This window comes from Oceanihabitans sp. IOP_32, from assembly GCF_009498295.1.
GTDB classification, from domain to species: Bacteria; Bacteroidota; Bacteroidia; order Flavobacteriales; family Flavobacteriaceae; genus Wocania; species Wocania indica.
On sequence record NZ_CP040813.1, the window covers coordinates 1676515 to 1696599 of the forward strand.

The 20085-nt window shown below is 36.0% G+C and carries 18 protein-coding genes; 7 read left to right on the forward strand and 11 right to left on the reverse strand.

The genetic code is table 11. From position 1 onward, the window contains the following. The first annotated feature begins 209 nt into the window (after nt 1-209). From FEZ18_RS06950 to FEZ18_RS06960, 3 genes are read left to right on the forward strand one after another with little or no spacing between them, the layout of a single operon-like run. Nucleotides 210-1496, forward strand: coding sequence for a beta-ketoacyl-[acyl-carrier-protein] synthase family protein (locus FEZ18_RS06950; protein ID WP_153267655.1), 1287 nt, complete (start codon nt 210-212; stop codon nt 1494-1496). A gap of 57 nt (nt 1497-1553) precedes the next feature. Next, nucleotides 1554-1805 carry an acyl carrier protein gene (locus tag FEZ18_RS06955; protein ID WP_153269070.1) on the forward strand — a complete coding sequence of 84 codons (252 nt, stop codon included), beginning with the start codon at nt 1554-1556 and terminating at the stop codon, nt 1803-1805. Between the two features lies 1 nt (nt 1806). Next, the gene (locus FEZ18_RS06960; RefSeq protein WP_153267656.1) at nt 1807-2370 is read left to right on the forward strand and encodes a 4'-phosphopantetheinyl transferase superfamily protein; all 564 of its coding nucleotides are present in this window, start codon (nt 1807-1809) and stop codon (nt 2368-2370) included. A 353-nt stretch (nt 2371-2723) separates the two neighbouring features. On the opposite strand, the gene FEZ18_RS06965 is transcribed toward FEZ18_RS06960, so the two are convergent. The 7 genes from FEZ18_RS06965 to FEZ18_RS06995 all read right to left on the reverse strand — a co-directional run bounded on the left by FEZ18_RS06965 (nt 2724) and on the right by FEZ18_RS06995 (nt 12816). After that, entirely contained in the window at nt 2724-4085 is a 1362-nt protein-coding gene (locus tag FEZ18_RS06965) for a hypothetical protein (RefSeq protein WP_153267657.1), read from the reverse strand. A 329-nt stretch (nt 4086-4414) separates the two neighbouring features. Further along, entirely contained in the window at nt 4415-4981 is a 567-nt protein-coding gene (locus FEZ18_RS06970; RefSeq protein ID WP_153267658.1) for a hypothetical protein, read from the reverse strand. A gap of 151 nt (nt 4982-5132) precedes the next feature. Continuing rightward, complete coding sequence (locus FEZ18_RS06975) at nt 5133-5990, reverse strand: universal stress protein (protein ID WP_153267659.1); 858 nt, start codon at nt 5988-5990, stop codon at nt 5133-5135. A gap of 3 nt (nt 5991-5993) precedes the next feature. Next, nucleotides 5994-7625 (reverse strand): BCCT family transporter, encoded by a 1632-nt coding sequence (locus FEZ18_RS06980; protein WP_153267660.1) that lies wholly within the window; start codon nt 7623-7625, stop codon nt 5994-5996. Between the two features lie 66 nt (nt 7626-7691). Continuing rightward, on the reverse strand, nt 7692-8843 hold the full coding sequence (locus tag FEZ18_RS06985; RefSeq protein WP_153267661.1) for a hypothetical protein: 1152 nt from the start codon (nt 8841-8843) through the stop codon (nt 7692-7694). 787 nt (nt 8844-9630) lie between these two features. Then, the gene (locus tag FEZ18_RS06990) at nt 9631-10542 is read right to left on the reverse strand and encodes an ABC transporter ATP-binding protein (protein WP_153267662.1); all 912 of its coding nucleotides are present in this window, start codon (nt 10540-10542) and stop codon (nt 9631-9633) included. Between the two features lie 129 nt (nt 10543-10671). Then, the gene (locus FEZ18_RS06995) at nt 10672-12816 is read right to left on the reverse strand and encodes a prolyl oligopeptidase family serine peptidase (protein WP_153267663.1); all 2145 of its coding nucleotides are present in this window, start codon (nt 12814-12816) and stop codon (nt 10672-10674) included. A 97-nt stretch (nt 12817-12913) separates the two neighbouring features. On the opposite strand from FEZ18_RS06995, the gene FEZ18_RS07000 reads away from it, so the two are divergent. Then, complete coding sequence (locus FEZ18_RS07000) at nt 12914-13870, forward strand: M28 family metallopeptidase (protein WP_153267664.1); 957 nt, start codon at nt 12914-12916, stop codon at nt 13868-13870. Between the two features lie 59 nt (nt 13871-13929). On the opposite strand, the gene FEZ18_RS07005 is transcribed toward FEZ18_RS07000, so the two are convergent. From FEZ18_RS07005 to FEZ18_RS07020, 4 genes are all read right to left on the reverse strand, one after another. Beyond that, nucleotides 13930-14919, reverse strand: a complete 990-nt coding sequence (locus FEZ18_RS07005; protein WP_153267665.1) for an aspartate-semialdehyde dehydrogenase — start codon at nt 14917-14919, stop codon at nt 13930-13932. A 131-nt stretch (nt 14920-15050) separates the two neighbouring features. Continuing rightward, on the reverse strand, nt 15051-15455 hold the full coding sequence (gene mscL / locus FEZ18_RS07010; RefSeq protein ID WP_153267666.1) for a large-conductance mechanosensitive channel protein MscL: 405 nt from the start codon (nt 15453-15455) through the stop codon (nt 15051-15053). A gap of 39 nt (nt 15456-15494) precedes the next feature. Beyond that, a complete protein-coding gene (alr, locus tag FEZ18_RS07015; RefSeq protein WP_153267667.1) occupies nt 15495-16601 on the reverse strand; it encodes an alanine racemase in 1107 nt (368 codons plus the stop codon). Next, on the reverse strand, nt 16594-17244 hold the full coding sequence (locus FEZ18_RS07020; protein ID WP_153267668.1) for a thymidine kinase: 651 nt from the start codon (nt 17242-17244) through the stop codon (nt 16594-16596). The genes alr and FEZ18_RS07020 overlap by 8 nt, the downstream gene beginning before the upstream one ends. Nucleotides 17245-17378: 134 nt before the next feature. On the opposite strand from FEZ18_RS07020, the gene FEZ18_RS07025 reads away from it, so the two are divergent. From FEZ18_RS07025 to FEZ18_RS07035, 3 genes are all read left to right on the forward strand, one after another. Next, nucleotides 17379-18116 (forward strand): hypothetical protein, encoded by a 738-nt coding sequence (locus FEZ18_RS07025; RefSeq protein WP_228122902.1) that lies wholly within the window; start codon nt 17379-17381, stop codon nt 18114-18116. Between the two features lie 186 nt (nt 18117-18302). Then, nucleotides 18303-18977, forward strand: a complete 675-nt coding sequence (gene rsmI / locus FEZ18_RS07030) for a 16S rRNA (cytidine(1402)-2'-O)-methyltransferase (RefSeq protein ID WP_153267669.1) — start codon at nt 18303-18305, stop codon at nt 18975-18977. Nucleotides 18978-19274: 297 nt separating this feature from the next. After that, complete coding sequence (locus FEZ18_RS07035) at nt 19275-20081, forward strand: SDR family oxidoreductase (RefSeq protein WP_153267670.1); 807 nt, start codon at nt 19275-19277, stop codon at nt 20079-20081. Nucleotides 20082-20085: the final 4 nt, after the last annotated feature.

A 20085-nucleotide genomic window follows, 5' to 3' on the forward strand; every position in this document is an offset into this window, starting at 1 on the left:
CATGACGAATAGGTATCGACCGCAGGTAAACACTTTTTGCTAAGCGCTTTGTGGTTTATTCGTTTCGGAGACCTAGCAGGTTTCCGAAAGCTGTTAGGTCTTAATTGTCGAGAAAATAATAGTTGTTAGCCATCTAAATTATATTTTATCATAGGACAAGAATTACCACGTTTAATTAAAGAGACTCCCACTTTGTTGGGAAGTGAAAAATGGAAAAAAGAGTAGTCATAACAGGATTAGGCGTTGTCGCACCAAATGGCGTTGGTGTGGTAGAATTTACCCAAGCTTTAAAAGCTGGCAAATCTGGTATAACCTATCACCAAGAGCTTAAAAACCTTAATTTTTCCTGCCAGATTGGTGGTGTTCCCCAAGTTTCAGAAGCCAAAATATTAGACTATTTTACAGCCTTGCAGTTGCGCGGTTTTAACAGCTCAGGCATACTTTATGGTTGTATGGCCGGTATCGATGCTTGGCGAGATGCGGGTTTTAAAACAGAGGCTGAAAGTGAATTGGATTACGATACCGGACTCATTTTTGGCGCGGGAACCTCTGGTGTAGAAAAATTCCGTGAAGCCATTTACAATATTGATAAAAGGAATGTAAGGCGTTTAGGTAGTACGGTTGTGCTACAAACCATGACCAGCGGTGTGAGCGCGTATTTAAGTGGTATGTTGGGTTTTGGAAATCAAGTAACGAGTAATTCATCGGCATGCACCACAGGAACTGAAGCGTTATTAATGGGTTTTGACCGCATTCAAAACGGAAAAGCCAAACGGATGTTGGTGGGCAGTTGTAGCGACCATGGCCCTTATATTTGGGGCGGTTTTGACGCCATGCGGGTTATGGCTTATAAATATAACGATACTCCTGAAGTAGCCTCCAGACCCCTTAGTGCCACTGCAAATGGTTTTGTTCCAGGAAGCGGTGCTGGCGCTCTAGTTCTCGAATCTTTAGAAAGTGCTTTAGAACGTGGGGCGAATATTTATGCCGAGGTTTTAGGTGGCGAAGTGAACTCTGGCGGACAACGACAAGGCGGCACTTTAACCGCTCCAAATGCCAGCGCTGTAAAGCGTTGCATTGAAAAAGCTGTTGAAAACTCAAAACTATCGAAAAACGACATTGATGTTATTAATGGGCACTTAACGGCCACTTCTAAAGACAGTCTAGAGGTTAAAAATTGGTCTGAAGCTTTGGGAAGAAAAGGCGAAAACTTCCCCTATATTAACGCTACAAAATCTATGATTGGGCATTGTTTAGCAGCGGCAGGAGCAATTGAGTGTGTGGCAAGCATTATTCAATTAAAAGAGCAGTTTGTAGCGCCTAATATAAATTGCGACGATTTACACCCTGAAATTGAGGCGCTAGTGACCTCTAAAAAAATCCCCACTAAAAAAATAGATTTTGATTTTGATGTGATAGCCAAAGCGAGTTTTGGTTTTGGCGATGTGAACGCTTGTGTAATTTTTAAGAAATTTGAAGATCTAGCTGGTTTTTGAAATTGTTAGGTCTTATTTTCAACAGACATTCATTAACTTTACAATAAAAAGATTATGATGACAAAAGAAGAACTCATTAGCAAACTTAAAGCCATTATCGCGCCGTATATTCAAGATGAAGACGCTTTTAAAAACTTATCTGAAGACACCGATTTTGTTAAAGATTTAAAGATAAATTCGGCAAATTTGGTAGATATTATTTTAGATATTGAAGATGCCTTCGACATACGGTTAGAAAACGAGGATATGGAAAAAATGCTCGATGTAAAATCGGCAATGCACATCGTGAATACCAAACTAAAAGCTTAAAATGGTTGGTAACGATATTGTTGATTTGGAGGAAGCAAAAAAAGCTTCGAATTGGAAACGCCCACGTTTTTTAGACAAACTTTTTACTTCAAAAGAGCAGCAGTTAATCCATAATTCTAAAAATGCGTTTCTTATGGTGTGGCGTTTATGGACTATGAAAGAAGCGGCTTATAAATTGTATACGCAATTACATCCGAGTCGCTTTTATAACCCGAAAGGTTTTGAGTGTTTTATCGATAATGGAAACGGAACCGTAAGATTTAAAGATTTTCATTGTCATACTAAAACTCAAATAGAATCTAAATATATTGTATCTGAAGCGCGATTAACCGAGGCTAAAATGACTTCAAAAGTCATCAAGTTTAAAGAGAATTCAAGCTCAGAAAAACAAGGTAATCTTATTAAAAATAGGGTATTACATGCACTGTCTAAGCTTAATAAAGTTCCTGTAGCCCATTTAATATTTAAAAAATCAGAATTTGGTATTCCTGCGGTTCACTTTAATTCTGAAACAATAGAAATAAGTATGAGTCACCACGGATGTTTTGGCGCTTATGCGATATAAATTGATAACCGTTTAAGTTTCATCATTTTTAATTTTTAAGAGGACAACTTATGTTTTAGTATTGCTTCTCATACCAATTTAATTTTGAAATGTCATATGGTTAATTTGAATTATTTTTAGCCCAGATGAGATAGAAATCGCAGATTCACGAACTCGTTATTTTACTATAGTATGGGCGTGAGCTAAAATCAAAGCATAGCCAAAGTTATGGTTTTATGTTGCACCGAAATGTGGGTTAAAAAGAACTGCGAAGCACATCATGAACACCTATTTTATAAAATAGAAAAATGTGAGTAAACAAATTATATGCGGCATGACATAGGTAATTTGGTATAAACGAAATATAGGTGACATTACATGGTTAATTTGGTATTATTGCTTTTATTGAGTTGGTTTTTAACCAGTTGTTTTCTTATTCGATAGCTAGAAATAATTTTGATTAATGTATAACCGGCAAACACTATTATAATAGTGCATATACTCACAAGTCCGAAAGTTTGCCGAATTTTCGCATTCAGTCTTTTTTGATTGCTGATCGAAATCAAAGTATTCTCTTTCGGGTCGTAAAAACCAGTAACAGTCACTGGGTTTTCTAGACTTTTTTTAATAGAGTATAAGGCTGTTTTTGGAGCATTAAAAGTATGGGGATCTAGAGATAAAATAGGATTTTTTGGTTGTAAACTGTCCAGTATTTTTTGAGCTTCAATGGCCTTTAATATGTTTCTATTATAGATTTTGAGTTTTCTACGTAATTCTTCTTCAACATTTTTATTCCATATAGAATCTGGTATCTGTTTATAATCTAAATTTTTAATATGATAGTAGTCTTTTAGTGCGGTTTCAAGGCTTTGTTTGTTGGGTTTTACGAGGTGATTTGGTAGAGATACCAGTTGGTAGTAAAAATCTGAGTTTGGATGATTATATATTCGATTTCTTTCAGCCTCAGCGATTAAAAAATAGTGGCCTAAATAATCTGTGCTTGATTTAAATTGGTGCACCCAAGCTTTCTTTATAGTGAGATAACTAGGCGAGGTAACGTTGGCGAGATCGTTTGATGAGTTTAGGTCTATCATCCGATTTTCATTTTTAAAAACCTGTTGTATTTTAAGTGCTTTATCGAGATCATTACTAAAAAATAGTGATAGTAAAACAGGAATAAGTAAAAACAGACATAAAGCCCCAAAAAAGGAAGGCGGCTTTGCTTTTTGCAGGCCATGTTTAAGTTCGTAGTCTAGAGTCAAGACCTGGTTAACAGCCACCACATAGCGCGTAGCTCCTTCGGTTGCGGCAACTTGTTTATCTCTATAAACATACTCGTAGGTAATTGCTGTTTTTTGCGATTTCAGGTATTTTCGCCAATGCCACGGTATGCTTACACTTATGCCATCAATGGTATCGTAGTATCGACCAGACCTGCCATGTTGCACATAAATACGTTTGTAAAGACCACTGTCTGTATAAACTGCGGGATTAATTTTATGTTTTTGGTAGCCTTTAAATATATAATAAAGCAATGAAATGAGTAAAATCATCATACCAAAAGCCAAATTCACACTTAAGTTGTTTTCGTCCAACTCTACGTATACTGCAAAGGCAGTTATAGAGATGATGAGCACTGCTATTACAAATAGTATGAGTAGTATATGCTTTGTTCTACTAATTTGTTGCTTTATAAAAGCTGTTTCACTGGGGTTTAAATCTCTGGTATTAAACATTTACTTAGCTTAGGGTTTAAATGTAGCTCAAAAAAAAATAATTTAGTAGCTTGAAAGAGAAAATAGCTCTTTAAAACCTTTTAGAGTTTATATTTTAAAATTTTTAACCTAAGGTGTTTATGCAGTTTGGATTTAAAGTCGAATACCAATTTAATATTGAAATGTCGTATGGTTAATTTGAATTATTTTTTATTCAAATGATATAGAAGGTGCAGATTCACGAACTCGTTATTTTACTATAATATGAGCCTGAGCTAAAATTAAAGCATAGCCAAAGTTATGGATTGACTTTATTTGATAAACTTTAAAACAGAAATTTTTCTCATGCCTTACTGCTCTGTTCCCCACGGGGCATCTGGTGTTTTAATAGCTTTAGTTAGGTCGAAACTTACTGAAAAGTAACGTTCTGAGCCTAGGCGACGTAGGTTATAGGTTAGCGTGGTGTTGTTTATGGTAAACCACCATATGTTGGTTGCAGCTGCAGGTAAAATGTTTGCCGTATGGGCATCTGCAGGAAACATTTGTAGGTTTTCTAAGCCCACATTCGTACTTGTACCACCATATTGAGTAAGATCTTCTTCTGTGCCGTCTGGATGACGATGGTCGTGCTTTAGGCTCATTATTTTATCGTCATTCATACGCAAAACCCAGGTACGCGATTTATTTTCGCCAACAAAAAACGGAATTTTAATCGTGTTGGGCTCACAAGAACGCACGTGCATAACTAATTTTTCTCCTGTAAAACCATCACCTGCAACACCGCCAGCAATAATTTCACCTTGGTAAGCCTTACCACAATGCGCTTTTAATTGGTTCCAAAATTTCTCGGAACTTGTTTGTTCTTGGGCGAGCATATGTAGGGGTAATACCAATAAAAAAAAGATAAAATTTTTCATGTTATGTCTGTTTTAAAATGGAAATATACAAATAATACGTTTCGAAAAATTGCGTTGGCGATAATAAAAAATGATAGGAGTGAGATTTGTTAATTTAATGACGTTTCTATTCGTTTTTGGCATAATGTGAATAGAAACGCCATTTAAATCTTTATTTTACAACCCACAAAGGCACTTGTAAATCTTGATTAAATAGTTCTTCAGTAACACTTCCTATAATAAGGGATGAGAACGTATTACCGCCTTTTGCACCAACAATTATGAGGTCTGCTCCAGATCTTTCTGCCAGAGCTCTAAATGTTTCGGCTACACCACCTTCTTTGGCCTTAGTAATAAGATTGGTTAGCTCACCTTTATAGTCAACCTTTTTAATGAATTTCTTGTACTTTTCATTTAAATGATTTTCTATTTTACGGTCTAGATGGTTTTTAGGGATATAGGGTGAGAACTGCATGGGTATGCTATACACGTGCAAACTTTTTACTTGAGCGCTGGTAAGACGTTGTAAATGTTGCGCAACGTTTAACACTCTTTTAGAGGCGTTAGAAAAGTCTGTTCCAGCCCAAATATTACTAATTACTGGTTTGGCATCTTCAGGAATGGATAAGATGTTACATTTAAGTAAACGCAGTAATTTACCACTAACCACACCAATACCCTTTGATTTATTTTTATTTCCGATTAAAGCGAGATGAATTTGATACTTGTTTACTATATAATTAATGAGGGACTCAGAGTTTGGATCTTCTGATATGAGTACCTCCCATTCTACAGCCGATTTGAATGTTGCTTCAACTTTATCATTTAATTCATCACCAATGAGTTCATCCAAATTTAAATCGCGTAACTGTTCTTCAAATAATTCTGAAATAGCATATTTTTTTATATTGTGAACAAAGTACACTTTTTCAGCCTGAAGCGTATCGGCAATAAATGAAGCGTAATTAATTAAAGTATCGTCTGTATCGGATAGATCTAGGGCAACTAGAATGTTTTTTATATCTGTCATAGCTTAAGATTCTTTTAAGGTTTTTTGAGGGGTAATATTACGTTTTTTAACAATAGTAGATACAATTTCTTCGTAGTTTTCAAGCTCTTTTCTGGATTCTCGCTTTTTAAGTTCTTGGAGGTCTTCACTCAAGCCTTTATACAGCGAAAAACACATGATGATTAAAATTATGGCAAAGGGTAAACCCGTTACAACCGTTGCGGTTTGTAAGGCTTGTAAACCACCGCCTAACAATAGTACTGCTGCAATGCCACCTTCGGCAAATGCCCAAAAAATACGTTGTCCCACAGGGGCATCAATTTTACCACCGGTTGTTAAACTATCTACGACTAAAGAACCAGAATCAGATGAGGTTACAAAAAATCCTGTAATTAAAACGATTGCTACAATGTTAAGAATAAATGTAAACGGATAATCTTCTAAAAACACAAAAAGTGCAGTGGCAACATCGTTATTAACGGCATTCACTACAATTTCACTTCCCAGCAGGGCGTCGTGTAAAGCCGTACTACCAAAAGCAGTCATCCAGAAAAATGTAACTATAGACGGTACTAATAACACACCAAGAACGAATTCTTTTACGGTGCGCCCTTTAGAGATACGCGCAATAAACATCCCTACAAAAGGCGACCAAGCAATCCACCAGCCCCAGTAAAAGATAGTCCAAGCATTCTGCCAATCGGTTTCGGTGTAACTGGCTGTCCAAGTTGAGATTTCAAGAAAACTAGATAAATAATTTCCTGTATTTTGAACAAAGGATTGAAAGATAAATATCGTAGGACCTAATATAACAACAATTATAAGTAATAAAACGGCAATCCTCATATTCCATTCACTTAAAACCCTCACGCCTTTATCTACTCCTAAAACTACAGATATAGTGGCTACAGCAGTAATGCCCAGAATTAAAAGTATTTGTGTTTGTACGCCGCTATCAATTTCAAAAAGATGATTTAAACCCGCCGAAATTTGTTGTACCCCAACCCCTAAAGAGGTTGCAAGACCACATAAGGTTGCTAAAACCGCAAAGATATCGATGGCGTCTCCAATTCTACCGTATATTCTATCGCCTAAAAAGGGATAAAAAACAGATCGAATGGTAAGCGGAAGCCCTCGAGTATAGGTAAAATAAGCTAGAGATAAGCCCACTAAAGCATAGGCTGCCCAGGCATGAAATCCCCAGTGTAAAAAAGTAAAGCTCATGGCTTCTTTTGCAGCTTCTACGGTGCCACCCTCTGCCATTGGTGGATTTGCAAAATGATAAATAGGTTCTGCGATACTGTAAAATAATAAACCTATACCCATACCAGCGCTAAATAGCATGGCAAACCAAGATAGTGTTTTAAATTCGGGTTTTGCATTTTGCCCTCCAATTCTTAGTTTCCCGAATTTACTGAAGGCTAAATAGGCCATGAATACCAGATAAATATTTACAGATAGAATAAAAAACCATCCTACATTATTAGATATTAGACTCAGGGTATCTGAGAAAAATTTATCAGCCTTTTCTTCAAATAATAGGACCAAAGTTATGATAATAACAATGGTAATTGCCGATGTAAAAAAGACGGGCCCATTAACTTCTAATCCGAATTTGGATTTTTTTTCGTCACTTCTTATAATTTTCTTAGCCATATAGCATTTTATTTTTTATGTTATCTAGTTGTTGCGCTTAAAACGCATTGATTTATTGTATTGTTCTTAAAAATAATAACCCAAATTGATGTTAAAACGCGCTTCCCATTTGGCCTCTGGATTGCCCTTAGAAAAATCGTCAACAAAATTTCCTCCTAACCAAGAGTGGTTGTAACCCGCAGCATAATCAATATAAGTGTATAAATTTCCTGCCGTAATTAAAACCCCAGTAACATTCATATAAGAGTCTGTAAAGCCATTAGCTTTTTTCTGCATGTATCCAAAATCATTATAAAACCGGAGGTTTGTTAAAGGGCCCCATTCTAAAGGCAGGTTTCTGGCAATACTTAAGGAATACATGTTAAAATCTGCCGCGACTTCATAAGGTGCTCCGTAGGCCGCCATAGAAATCACATCTCTAGATTGACCAACAGCATTTTTGGGGTTGTGCGAGGCCGTAATATATTGAGTTTTAGCATTCCATTTGCCAAGAGTAATTTCGTAGTGAGCAGCAAGGGCAGCGCGATCTCCCATGTCTTCAGTATCTAGGTTATATAAACCACCATATTCTAAAGAGATACCTAATCTACTTGTAGCGTTTTCTCCAAATTTATAGACAAATTTTCCGTTAAACTGATTGACTTCCTTGTTTCTACCAGTAATATCGTAAGCGTAGCGACTTGGAGAAGTTTCGCTGTTGTTGCCAAACTTTAATTCTTCAGCATTTTTAAAAAAAGCTAAATGATATTCAAATTTTTCATCATTATGAATGTATTTTATGCCCATATCGTGATCGTCTTCCATACCAGCATAATAGGCTAAGCTAAAAAAATAGCTGTTAGAATTATATTGTTGAAGCCCAAAAGGCACCTGAGTTAAACCAATATGAATTTGATTTTGTGCATTAAAACTATAACCTATCCAGCCCTGTTTTAGGAAGTCCCCTCCAGAATTTTCAGCATAAAATCTATATTCAGCATTAAGGCGTAGTCCTTTATAAGCAGCCTCTGCATTTAGCCTAAATACATCGTAGCCAAAATCACCACCACGGTTTTTTTGTCCATCTTTCCAAGACGATAAATTATAATTGTACCGTAATGCACCACCAATTTTTACTTTCGGTTTGTCTTGAGCTATGGCTGGTGCAGATAGTATAAAACTTAGAAATGTAAAGTTAAAGGGTTTTAAAAATTTTAAATAAGTAATTATTTTAAACATATAGCTATGCTATTTATAAAAATGAATTAGCGGTTAATTATAAGTATAAATTATCGGGATAATGTGTAATACAGAATCCTTACGATAGAAGAGAGGGGCGATAACTCTATGTTACCCAATTTTTTTTGTTCTGTACGAGCAAAACAATTAAATAAAAACCTTGTAATGGTTTTTTTGAAATTTTAAAAGTAGGGTTAAGCTTAATGAAATCCTTTAGTTTATTGAGTTCTGAAGAAAATGGCATGTGAAGAGTTTTTTGATGCGCTTTAAGGTTGTCGCGTTCAATTTGAGTAAAACGCTTAGGTGTTGCAAAGCCAGCAATACGGTTCTGGACAGAACGAATTTTGTAACCATTAAAAATTAAAGCATCAAACATTACTTATTTTTTTAAATATGCTTGGAAATTATTTAGATACCATTTGTAATTAAAAATACTAGTACAATGGTTGTAAAGGCATTCCGATTGTCGCCTTTGTATGGGGGTGCATGAAAACCCGAAGGTGCAAATGTAAAAAAAAATAAGCCCTCATGCAAATTGGCCGTCAATACAGCTCATAAAACCTGGGTTATACCAATTTAATTTTGAAATGCCGAATTGTTAATTTGCTATGAGAACTTGCGAAAACAATAATTGTAAAAAAGTTAAGCTAAAACAGTGCCCTGCTATTTCTTTAAATTTAGCTGAAAAAAAGTTGAATGGTTAATAGCGCACACTAAAATAATATACTTTGAAGCCTGAACGTTCTGGCTTTTTTTGAGCATTAATGTTTAGAGCAAAACATTAGAGTTATGAAGCTATAGATAAATATACTTCTTGGTTTTTTTCTAAGAAAAATGGGTGCTCAAAAAAGATGTTATTTCCATTGAAAAGGGCTTCAATCACATAATAATGCCCTTTAAAATAGCACTGTTTTACAACGGCTTTTATGTTGGATGTGGTAACTACTTTAAGCTGGTGTGCATAAATAATTTGATTATTAATCTCATTAAATTCTCCAAAAAAAGAAGCTATTAATTTATTTTGAGGATTTTTATAAAGGTGTTCAGGTGTGTTATTGGCTATAATTTTACATTGATCTAAAACCATCATACGGTCTGAAAACGCTAACACATCATCTTTATCATGAGTGGCTACAATACAAGTTATATTGTGGGTCTTTAGGTATTTAAATAGGCGACGTCTTAACGATTGTTTTTTAAAATTATCGATATGGCTAAAAGGTTCATCCAGTAAAATTATTTCGGGTTGTTTGGCTATAGCTCGAGCTAAAGCCACACGTTGTTTTTGTCCGCCACTTAATTCTTTAACGAATACATTTCTAAAAGAAGTTAATTCTACAACTTCTAAAAGTTCATCAATACGGTTTTCTTTTTCTTCAGGATAAAAGTTAGAGAGAAACGCGCCAATATTTTCTGCGACAGTAATAAAGGGCATCAAATCGAATTCTTGAGCAACATATTTCATATACTCTGGGCCAACAATAAGATTGTGTTTTGGTCCTAGAATTTCTTTATCCTTCCAGAATATTTCACCTGTGTTTAAATCGTATGTGCCGTATAAAAGTTTTAAGATGGTGCTTTTACCAGAGCCACTTTCTCCAATAAGTGCAACGTGCTCACCAGCGTTTATTTTAAAAGAAATGGACTTTAAAACAGGTGTTTTTTTATAAGAAAATGTTAAGTTTTTTACTTGAAGCATAAGGTTATAAAAAGTATAAAAATAGTAAAAAAAATTCGCCCAATTTTTGGGCGAATTTTAAATAATATATGGTCTGTATTAAATTTTTAGACCAATTTAATTTTGAAATGTCGTATTGTTAATTTGGTATTACTCTTCTTTAGAACTTGCTAGTGATTCTATACCCATGTTAAAAAGCGTAAAGCCAAAAATATCTACGTATTGATTAATAATTTTAGTTACTGGAGTACCAGCACCGTGACCTGCATCGGTTTCAATACGAATTAAGGTTGGGTTGGTTCCTGTTTGCTTGCTTTGTAATTCGGCAGCAAATTTAAAACTGTGAGCTGGAACCACTCTATCGTCGTGATCGCCCGTAGTGATTAGGGTTGCTGGGTACTCAACACCTTCTTTTACATTATGTACAGGAGAATACGCTTTTAGGTATTCGAACATTTCTTTGCTTTGATTGGCAGTACCATAATCGTAAGCCCATCCTGCCCCGGCGGTAAATGTATGGTAGCGTAGCATATCTAAAACACCAACGGCCGGTAAGGCTACTTTGGCTAAATCTGGACGTTGAGTCATTACGGCACCCACTAATAAGCCACCATTTGAGCCGCCTCGAATAGCCAAATAATGAGATGATGTATAATTGTTTTCGATTAAATACTCGCCTGCCGAAATAAAATCATCGAATACATTTTGTTTTTTAAGTTGCGTGCCTGCATTGTGCCATTTTTTTCCGTACTCACCACCACCACGTAAATTTGGAACAGCATAAACGCCGCCTTGTTCCATCCAAACGGCATTAGGGATGCTAAAAGAAGGTGTTAAGCTAATATTAAAACCACCATAACCATATAAAATAGTCGGGTTTTTTCCATTAAGCTCTAACCCTTTTTTGTGCGTAATCATCATAGGAATTTTAGTTCCATCTTTCGAGGTGTAAAACACTTGCTTCGACTCGTAATCTGCACTATTAAAGGCGATAGCAGGCTTCCAATACGATGTGGTTTCTCCAGTTTCTGGCGTTAATGCGTACAGACTAGAAGGTGTGTTGTAGTTGGTAAACGAATAATACAATACGGTGTCTTTCTTTTTACCGCTAAAACCATTGGCGGTACCCAAGCCTGGAAGCTCAATATCTCGAACCAATTCACCGTTATAGTTATATTGTTTTACTTTAGAAATAGCGTCGACCATGTATTTAGCAAAGAAAAAGCCACCTCCAGTTGAAGGACTTAAAACGTTTTCGGTTTCTGGAATAAAATCTTCCCAATTTTCTGGAATTGGATTTGAGGCATCAACAGTAACTATTTTTCCGTTTGGCGCATTTAAATTGGTAACTAGAAACAGTTTGCTATCCTCATTTTCAATACAATAGGTGTCGCTATCGGTGTGATCTAAAATAGTTTTTAATTCGCTATTTGGTTTAGACAGGTCTTTAATAAAGAGTTTATTACCCGATGTTGATGTTTTTGCAGAGATTAACAAATAACGGTTATCTTCAGTGACATAGCCAGAAACGTAGCGGTGCTTTTCCTCTGGTTTGGCACCATAAACAACAACATCTTCTTTTTGTGGGGTGCCCAACTTATGATAGTATAATTTGTGTTGGTCGGTTTTTGCAGAAAGCTCACTACCTTTTGGTTTGTCATAACTAGAGTAATAGAAACCTTCATTTTTATACCAAGACATACCACTAAATTTAACATCTATAAGCGTGTCTTCAATAATGTCTCGAGTTTCGGGATTCATAACAATAATTTTTCTCCAATCGCTACCGCCTTCAGAGATCGAATAGGCGAGAAACTTACTGTCTTTAGAGAAATTTAAACCACTTCCTAGAGATACTGTACCGTCTTTAGAGAAGGTATTCGGGTCTAAAAACACTTGGGCGTCTTCATCTTCTTTTTTTCTATAGTACACATTTTGGTTTTGTAAGCCATCATTTTTAGAAAAATAAGTGTATTCGCCTTCAATAAAAGGAGCTCCAACTTTTTCATAATTCCACAGCGTAGATAAACGGTCTTTTAAATCGTCGCGAAATGGGATGTTTTCAAGATACGCATTGGTAGTTTCATTTTGTGTTTTTACCCAAGCTTCGGTTTCGGCACTTCTATCATCTTCTAACCAACGATAAGGGTCTTTAACCTCAACATCAAAATAGTTGTCTACTGTATCGACTGTTTTTGTTTCAGGATAATTCACGGCAACAGCATTTTTCTTGTCCTCTTTCTTGCACGATACAAAAATTGTAAGTACTAAAAGACTAGTTAATAGTTTTTTCATAATTAATTAAAATGATTTAATCTTCAAAAATAGGGAAAACAGATTAGATTTTATAGCAAGTAGTTATATATTTAGGGGCTTAAAAACACAATAAACCATGAAATCTATATTTTTTTGTTTATGGGTAGCGAGCCTAAGTTTTAATGGATTCGCTCAAGTTGAGATTACAGAAAATGAACTACAAGGGCATCTTGAGTTTTTAACTTCTGAGCGTAATGCTGGTCGATTTCCTGGTGGACGGTCCAATAGGCGTGTTGTTAGTTATTTAAAAAAGGACTTAAAAAAAATGGGAGTTTCTGCTTTTGATTTGGGATATATTCAAAAATTTAGAGCGAGGCTTCGAGTAGAAAAGGGGTTGGATAAAAAACCTATTGTAAAAACAAGCAATGTGGTTGGCTTTATTGAAGGTAACGATGCTGCTCTTAAAAATGAATTTATTGTTTTGGGTGCGCATTACGATCATTTGGGACTAGGTGGGCCATCTTCAAGATCTGATAAAAGAAACACAATTCATTATGGCGCTGATGATAATGCGAGCGGAACAGCAGCTTTATTAGAAATTGCTGAAAAGTTAATAAGTGAAAAACACCGTTTAAAACGCAGCATTATTTTTATAGCTTTTGGTGCCGAAGAGCAAGGCTTACTGGGAAGTCAGTTTTTTGTTGAAAATCCCTTAGTACCTCTGTCTCAAATTAAGCTGATGATTAATATGGATATGGTGGGGCGATTAAACCCCGAAAAACACGTTTATATGGGTGGTGCGGGTACATTTCCTGATGTTGTAAATTTGATGCAAAATCTAGGTGAGTCTTTAAATTTAACGCCTATTGTACATGCGGGCGCTGTTGGCGGATCGGATCACGTATCTTTTTATAAAAAGGGAATCTCGGTGTTAGGGATACATACGGGTGCACATCCTCACTACCACACGCCTGAAGATACTTTAGACTTAATAAATATTGAAGGTCTTAAACAAGTTAGTGACTATGTTTTTAAAACCGTCATGAGGCTCTCTACAACCCATTACGAGATGGCATTTATTAATCAAGATTAAATCAAAAAAAAAGCTCTTGCAATACAACAAGAGCTTTTTATAATTCTAAAAATATAAATTTAAACGAGCTTATTTTTAACTAAATACTCTGCGATTTGTATGGTATTGGTGGCGGCACCTTTACGCAGATTATCTGCTACAATCCACAGGTTTAAAGTATTGGCTTGTGTTTCGTCTCTTCTAAGTCGGCCTACAAATACTTCATCCTTATCGTGTGCATAAATTGGCATAGGATAGGTATTTGTATCGGTATTGTCTTGTAAAACCAGACCTGGAGTGTTATGAATCATTTTACGAACATCAGATAAATCGAAATCGTTTTCAAACTGCACGTTTACGGCTTCAGAGTGTCCTCCAGAAGTTGGAATTCTAACGGCGGTGGCGGTTATAGAAAAGCTATTATCGTCAAATATTTTTTGAGGCTCGCGTGCTAATTTCATTTCCTCTTTAGTGTAACCGTTGTCTAAAAAAACATCGCAATGCGGTAAAGCATTTTTGCCAATAGGGTAAGGGTAGGCCATTTCGCCATTAATACCAGCTATTTCGTTTTCGAGCTGTTTTATGGCTTTAACCCCTGTTCCAGAGACCGATTGGTAAGTAGAAACTACAATGCGTTTCATCTTGTATTTTTCGTGAAGCGGTGCCAAAGCCATTACCATTTGTATGGTTGAGCAATTGGGGTTGGCTATAATTTTGTCTTCTTTGCTAAGCACGTGGGCATTAATTTCTGGAACTACTAATTTAATATTAGGATCCATTCTCCACGCCGAAGAGTTATCTATAACTGTAGTACCAGCTTCTGCAAATTTGGGCGCCCACTCCAATGAGGTTTCACCACCAGCAGAAAAAATCGCTATTTCGGGTTGAGCTTTAACCGCATCGGCTAAGCCTATTACGGTAAGCTCTTGATCTTTATATTTTAGTGTTTTGCCCACAGAACGCTCTGAAGCTACTAACAATAATTCAGTAATAGGGAAATTACGTTCTGCTAATACTTTTAGCATGACTTCGCCAACCATTCCTGTGGCACCTACAATGGCTACTTTCATCGGTTTGATTTATTAAAATTAATTGGTAAAATTAGGTAATATTTCTATTATTGATACCAAAAAAGGCCTCAAATTATTGAATTTGAGGCCTTTTTTGCGGATATATTATTAAAAAGCGAATTATTTTAAATTTATTTATTTTTAAGTAAGTCTCTAATCTCTGCTAGCAAGTCTTCTTGAGAAGGTCCAGCAGGAGCTTCAGGTGCTGGCTCTTCTTTCTTTTTCATTTTATTAACCCCTTTTACGAGCATAAACATTACAAAAGCTACAATTATAAAATCGATAACATGGGTTAAAAATGTACCGTATTCTAAAAATACTTCGCCAACCATCTCTCCAGCATCATTTAAGGTGCCGTCTTTTAATTTTAATTTTAGAGCTTTAAAGTCTGATTCGAAAATTAAGCCCACTAACGGTGAAACTATACCTCCAGTAAAGGCAGTGACTACTTCTTTAAAAGCGGCACCCATTACAAAACCTACGGCAATGTCTATAAGGTTGCCCTTCATGGCGAACTCTTTAAATTCTTTTAGCATGATTATTTGTTTTGGTTAATAGATTACTAATTTAACAAACTATTTTAAAACAATACGCTTTACACGTTGAGAAATGGCGCTTAAAAGTTCGTAAGAAATAGAGTTTACGGTTTCTGCTAGATTTTCAGAGGTGTGTTGGGCATCAAAAACAATGGCTTCGTCACCCTCTTCACAATTAATGTTGGTAATGTTTACCATAATCATATCCATACAAACATTGCCTAAAATGGGAGCTTTTTGGCCGTTAATGGTTACAAAGCCTTTACCCTTACCATATTGTCGACCAATACCATCGGCATGGCCAATGGGAAGTGTTGCCGTTTTTACTGGCAACTCACTTTTAAATGCACGGTTGTAACCCACGGATTCTCCTTTGTCGATATGGTGTATTTGAGATATAACTGTTTTTAAACTAGCAATAGGTTTTAAATTTTTGTTTTCTACAGTAGAATTGCCAAAACCGTATAAACCAATACCGCTTCTAACCATATCGAAATGGGCTTCGGGATAATTTAATATACCAGACGTGTTACACATATGCAGCATGGGTTTGTAGCCTACGGCCTTTACGAATTTTTCAGATATGGTTTTAAAGGATTGTATTTGGTTTAAGCTGAATTCTTTTTCGTTTAAATCTTCACTCGCTGCGAGATGCGAAAAGATAGATTTTGTTTTTACTACAGCCGATTTTTTTAGTTGTGAGGCGATACCATGTATATCATTTACACCAAATCCCAATCGGTTTAAGCCGGTATTAAATTTAAGGTGTATGGGGTACTGATGGAGTTTTTCCGCGGAAGCGAAACCTATAAATTCTTTTAAAATTTTACTGCTATACAAGCTAGGCTCTAAACAATGTGCGACACATGTTTTAAAATTTACGGCTTGAGGATGCAAGACCAAAATAGGTGTTGTAATACCAGCTGCTCTTAATGCAATGCCTTCATTTACATAGGCTACAGCAAAATAATCGACCTTTAGATCTTGTAAATAATTTGCTATTACACAGGCATCGCTACCGTAAGCAAACGCTTTAACAACAGCTAGAAACTTAGTGTTAGAATCGAGTTTAGATTTTAAATGCTCGAAGTTATGTTTAAGTGCTTTTAAATCGATTTCAAGGGTGGTTTCTTGTGCCTTACGCATTGTTGTTCTGGTTGGTTTTGTTAGGAGGTGATTTAGCGTCTTCGGTGTTTTTATTTCTAGCTTTATCGCGCATCATGGCTTTATAATACGCAGCTCTACTTAAGGGCTCGTACTCGTCTACTTCGCCCAGTAATACCAAATTATCATTCTTAGACTTGCGATAACTGTACTGCGCCAAATTGCCTGTTCGGGTGCAAACAGCGTGTACTTTTGTCACATACTCTGCTGTTGCCATTAAATTAGGCATGGGACCAAAAGGGTTGCCTTTATAATCCATATCTAGTCCGGCAACAATAACACGAACGCCTTTATTGGCTAAATCGTTACAAACACGTACAATCTCATCGTCGAAAAACTGAGCCTCATCTATACCAACCACATCGCAACCATCCGCAAGAATGGGGATATTAGCTGCAGCGGGAACAGGGGTTGAGGGAATCTTGTTGGCATCGTGAGAAACGACTAAATCATCATCATAACGCACATCCATAGCAGGTTTAAATATTTCAACTTTTTGTTGTGCGAACTGTGCGCGCTTAAGCCTACGGATAAGTTCTTCGGTTTTTCCAGAGAACATGGAGCCGCAAATAACTTCAATCCATCCAAATTGTTCTTTATGATTTACAGTGTTTTCAAGAAACATTTCGTAATTTTAACGTTGAAATTTTTGTTCACACTAATTTGTTGGTTTAGTATGTAAACTTTTATTTGTTTGTATAAAGGTGATGCAAATTTATTAAAAACAAAAATCTAAATAGTAATAATATAAAAATATAAATGATGAAGAAGAAGTTAGAGGCAGAGCTCATAAGTATTGCACATAGAATATTGAAGCTAAAGGGAAAAGAAGATGTTTTGAAAATGCATGCAGAGGTTGTCGCACTTCATGAAAAACTATCGGTGCTTAAATTTGCACAAGATAATTTTGAAGACGATTTACCATCTCTAGGAAACGATTCTTCCTTTTTTGGTATGTTAGACAGTGCTTTTAATAATAAAGTGAGCGATAATATTGAGGTAGAAGACAAGATATATGTGAATCTTGATGAGGATGAAAACGAACCCATAACAGAACCTTTAATGGAAACTATTAAAGATATGGTTGCCCAAATGCCACAAGAAAGTTTGCAGGCCGATATGCTTTTTGAAGAAGCGACATCAAACTCAAAACCGGTTAACAAGGATTTTGAAACACTTACAGCTGGATTTGAAGAAACACCAGTTTTTGTGCCGGTGTCGAATCTCCACTCTGGCAGTAGAAAATCGTTAAATGACATTCTTAAAAATGGCGGTCTTCATGTTGGACTCAACGATAAAATCGCCTTTATCAAGCATTTGTTTAATGGTGAAAGTGAAGATTACGATCGTGTTATATCGCAACTTAATACGCTGAATTCGTTTGAAGAATCTAAAGAATTTCTACAGGACTTAGTAAAACCAGATTACAATAATTGGCAAGGTAAAGAGGAATTTGAAGAACGCTTTATGCAAATTATCGAGAATAAATTTGTTTAAAACAACTGGTTTTTGGCGTAGGGCTATCAGCATAAAAAAATTGCGACTTTAATTTTTGTCAGGTCTTTTTGTGAATTTTAATGCCAGGCATGCATGGTTTGTTATTCTTTTATCTGTTACGGTTGAAAAAGCAAAGAAATAGCCCTTAAATAAATCAAACTATAACACAGTAGTAATTATAATTACATGAGTAAACTCTATATTGTACCTACACCTATTGGAAATTTAAAGGATATCACCTTTCGAGCTATTGATGTATTAAAGGCAGCCGATTTAATTTTGGCCGAAGACACCCGTACCTCAGGAAAGCTTTTAAAACATTATGAGATCTCCACGCCAATGCAATCACACCACATGCATAACGAGCATAAAACGACCGATAGTGTGATTCAAAAAATAAAAACAGGCACGGTAGTGGCCCTTATTAGCGATGCGGGTACTCCAGCGATTTCCGACCCGGGGTTTTTACTTACACGAGCTTGTATTGAAAACCATATTGAAGTAGATTGTTTACCTGGAGCAACAGCTTTTGTACCAGCTTTAGTAAATTCTGGTTTGCCAAACGATAAGTTTGTTTTCGAAGGCTTTTTACCAGTTAAAAAAGGCCGACAAACACGCTTATTACTTTTAGCCGAAGAGACCAGAACGCTTATTTTTTATGAGAGTCCGCATAAATTGGTGAAAACTTTAGGGCAATTTTGTGAGTATTTTGGTGAAGACAGACAAGTTTCGGTCTCTCGAGAACTCACCAAATTATACGAAGAAACTATTAGAGGGACAACTAAAGATGTTTTAGAACATTATACTAACAAACCTCCAAAAGGCGAGATTGTAATCGTGGTAAACGGAAAGCAGAAGTAGGTAGTTCATCCCGATAACGGGATAAGTACTGTTTTAAACACATTGGAGCTTAAGGGATAGCTTTTCAATTTATAGTAAAGAATTTTAGAGATAAATCCCATAAACGACCACTTGAATTTTAGACCATTTACTTAACCTTATTGGTGTTTTTTACTTCCTCATGTTAGGCTAAGAGATTCTAATTAGCTGGTTGTGCTTCTTGATCGAGGATTACAGCCCGTTTGATAATAGGCTAGCAAGTATTCTGGAAAAACTAAATGTTGGTTTAATTTAAAAAAACAATCAAATTATAGCATTATGACAGACCTTTTCGGGAAAACAGTTTTAATAACGGGTGGTGCTGCTGGGATTGGTAAAATTATGGCACGATTACTATTAGAGCGTGGTGCCAATGTGGTTATTTGGGATATTGATGCGGTAAAAATTGACGAAACTATAACCGAGTTCGCTAAAAAAGGTAACATTTACGGGTATCAAATAGATGTTTCTAATATTCAAAAAATTGAAGATACTGCAAAACAAGTAAAAGCCGATGTTGCTAAGGTTGATGTGCTTATAAACAATGCGGGAATTGTTGTTGGCAAGTTTTTTCATGAGCACAGCACCAAGGATATTACTAAAACTATGACTATAAATGCCGAGGCGCCCATGCACGTAACCAAGGCATTTATTGGCGATATGATAGAGCAGAACTCTGGCCATATTTGTAATATAGCGTCTTCTGGAGGGCTTATTTCAAACCCGAAAATGTCGGTTTATGCTGCGAGTAAATGGTCTGTAATTGGATGGTCTGATACCTTACGTATTGAAATGAATCAATTGCAAAAGAATATAAAAGTAACAACCGTAATGCCCTATTATATTAATACAGGTATGTTTGACGGTGTAAAATCAAAAATACCCATTTTAGATCCAGAAGCCGCTGCACTCACCATTGTAAGAGCCATTGAGAAAAACCAAAAAATGCTAACTATACTGGGTTATATTTACAGATTGACACGATTAGGACAGGCGATTATGCCTGTTAGCGTGTTCGACTGGTTTGCGGGTAAGCTTTTAGGAATTTATAAAACCATGGAACACTTTAAGGGTCACCAAAAATAACAAT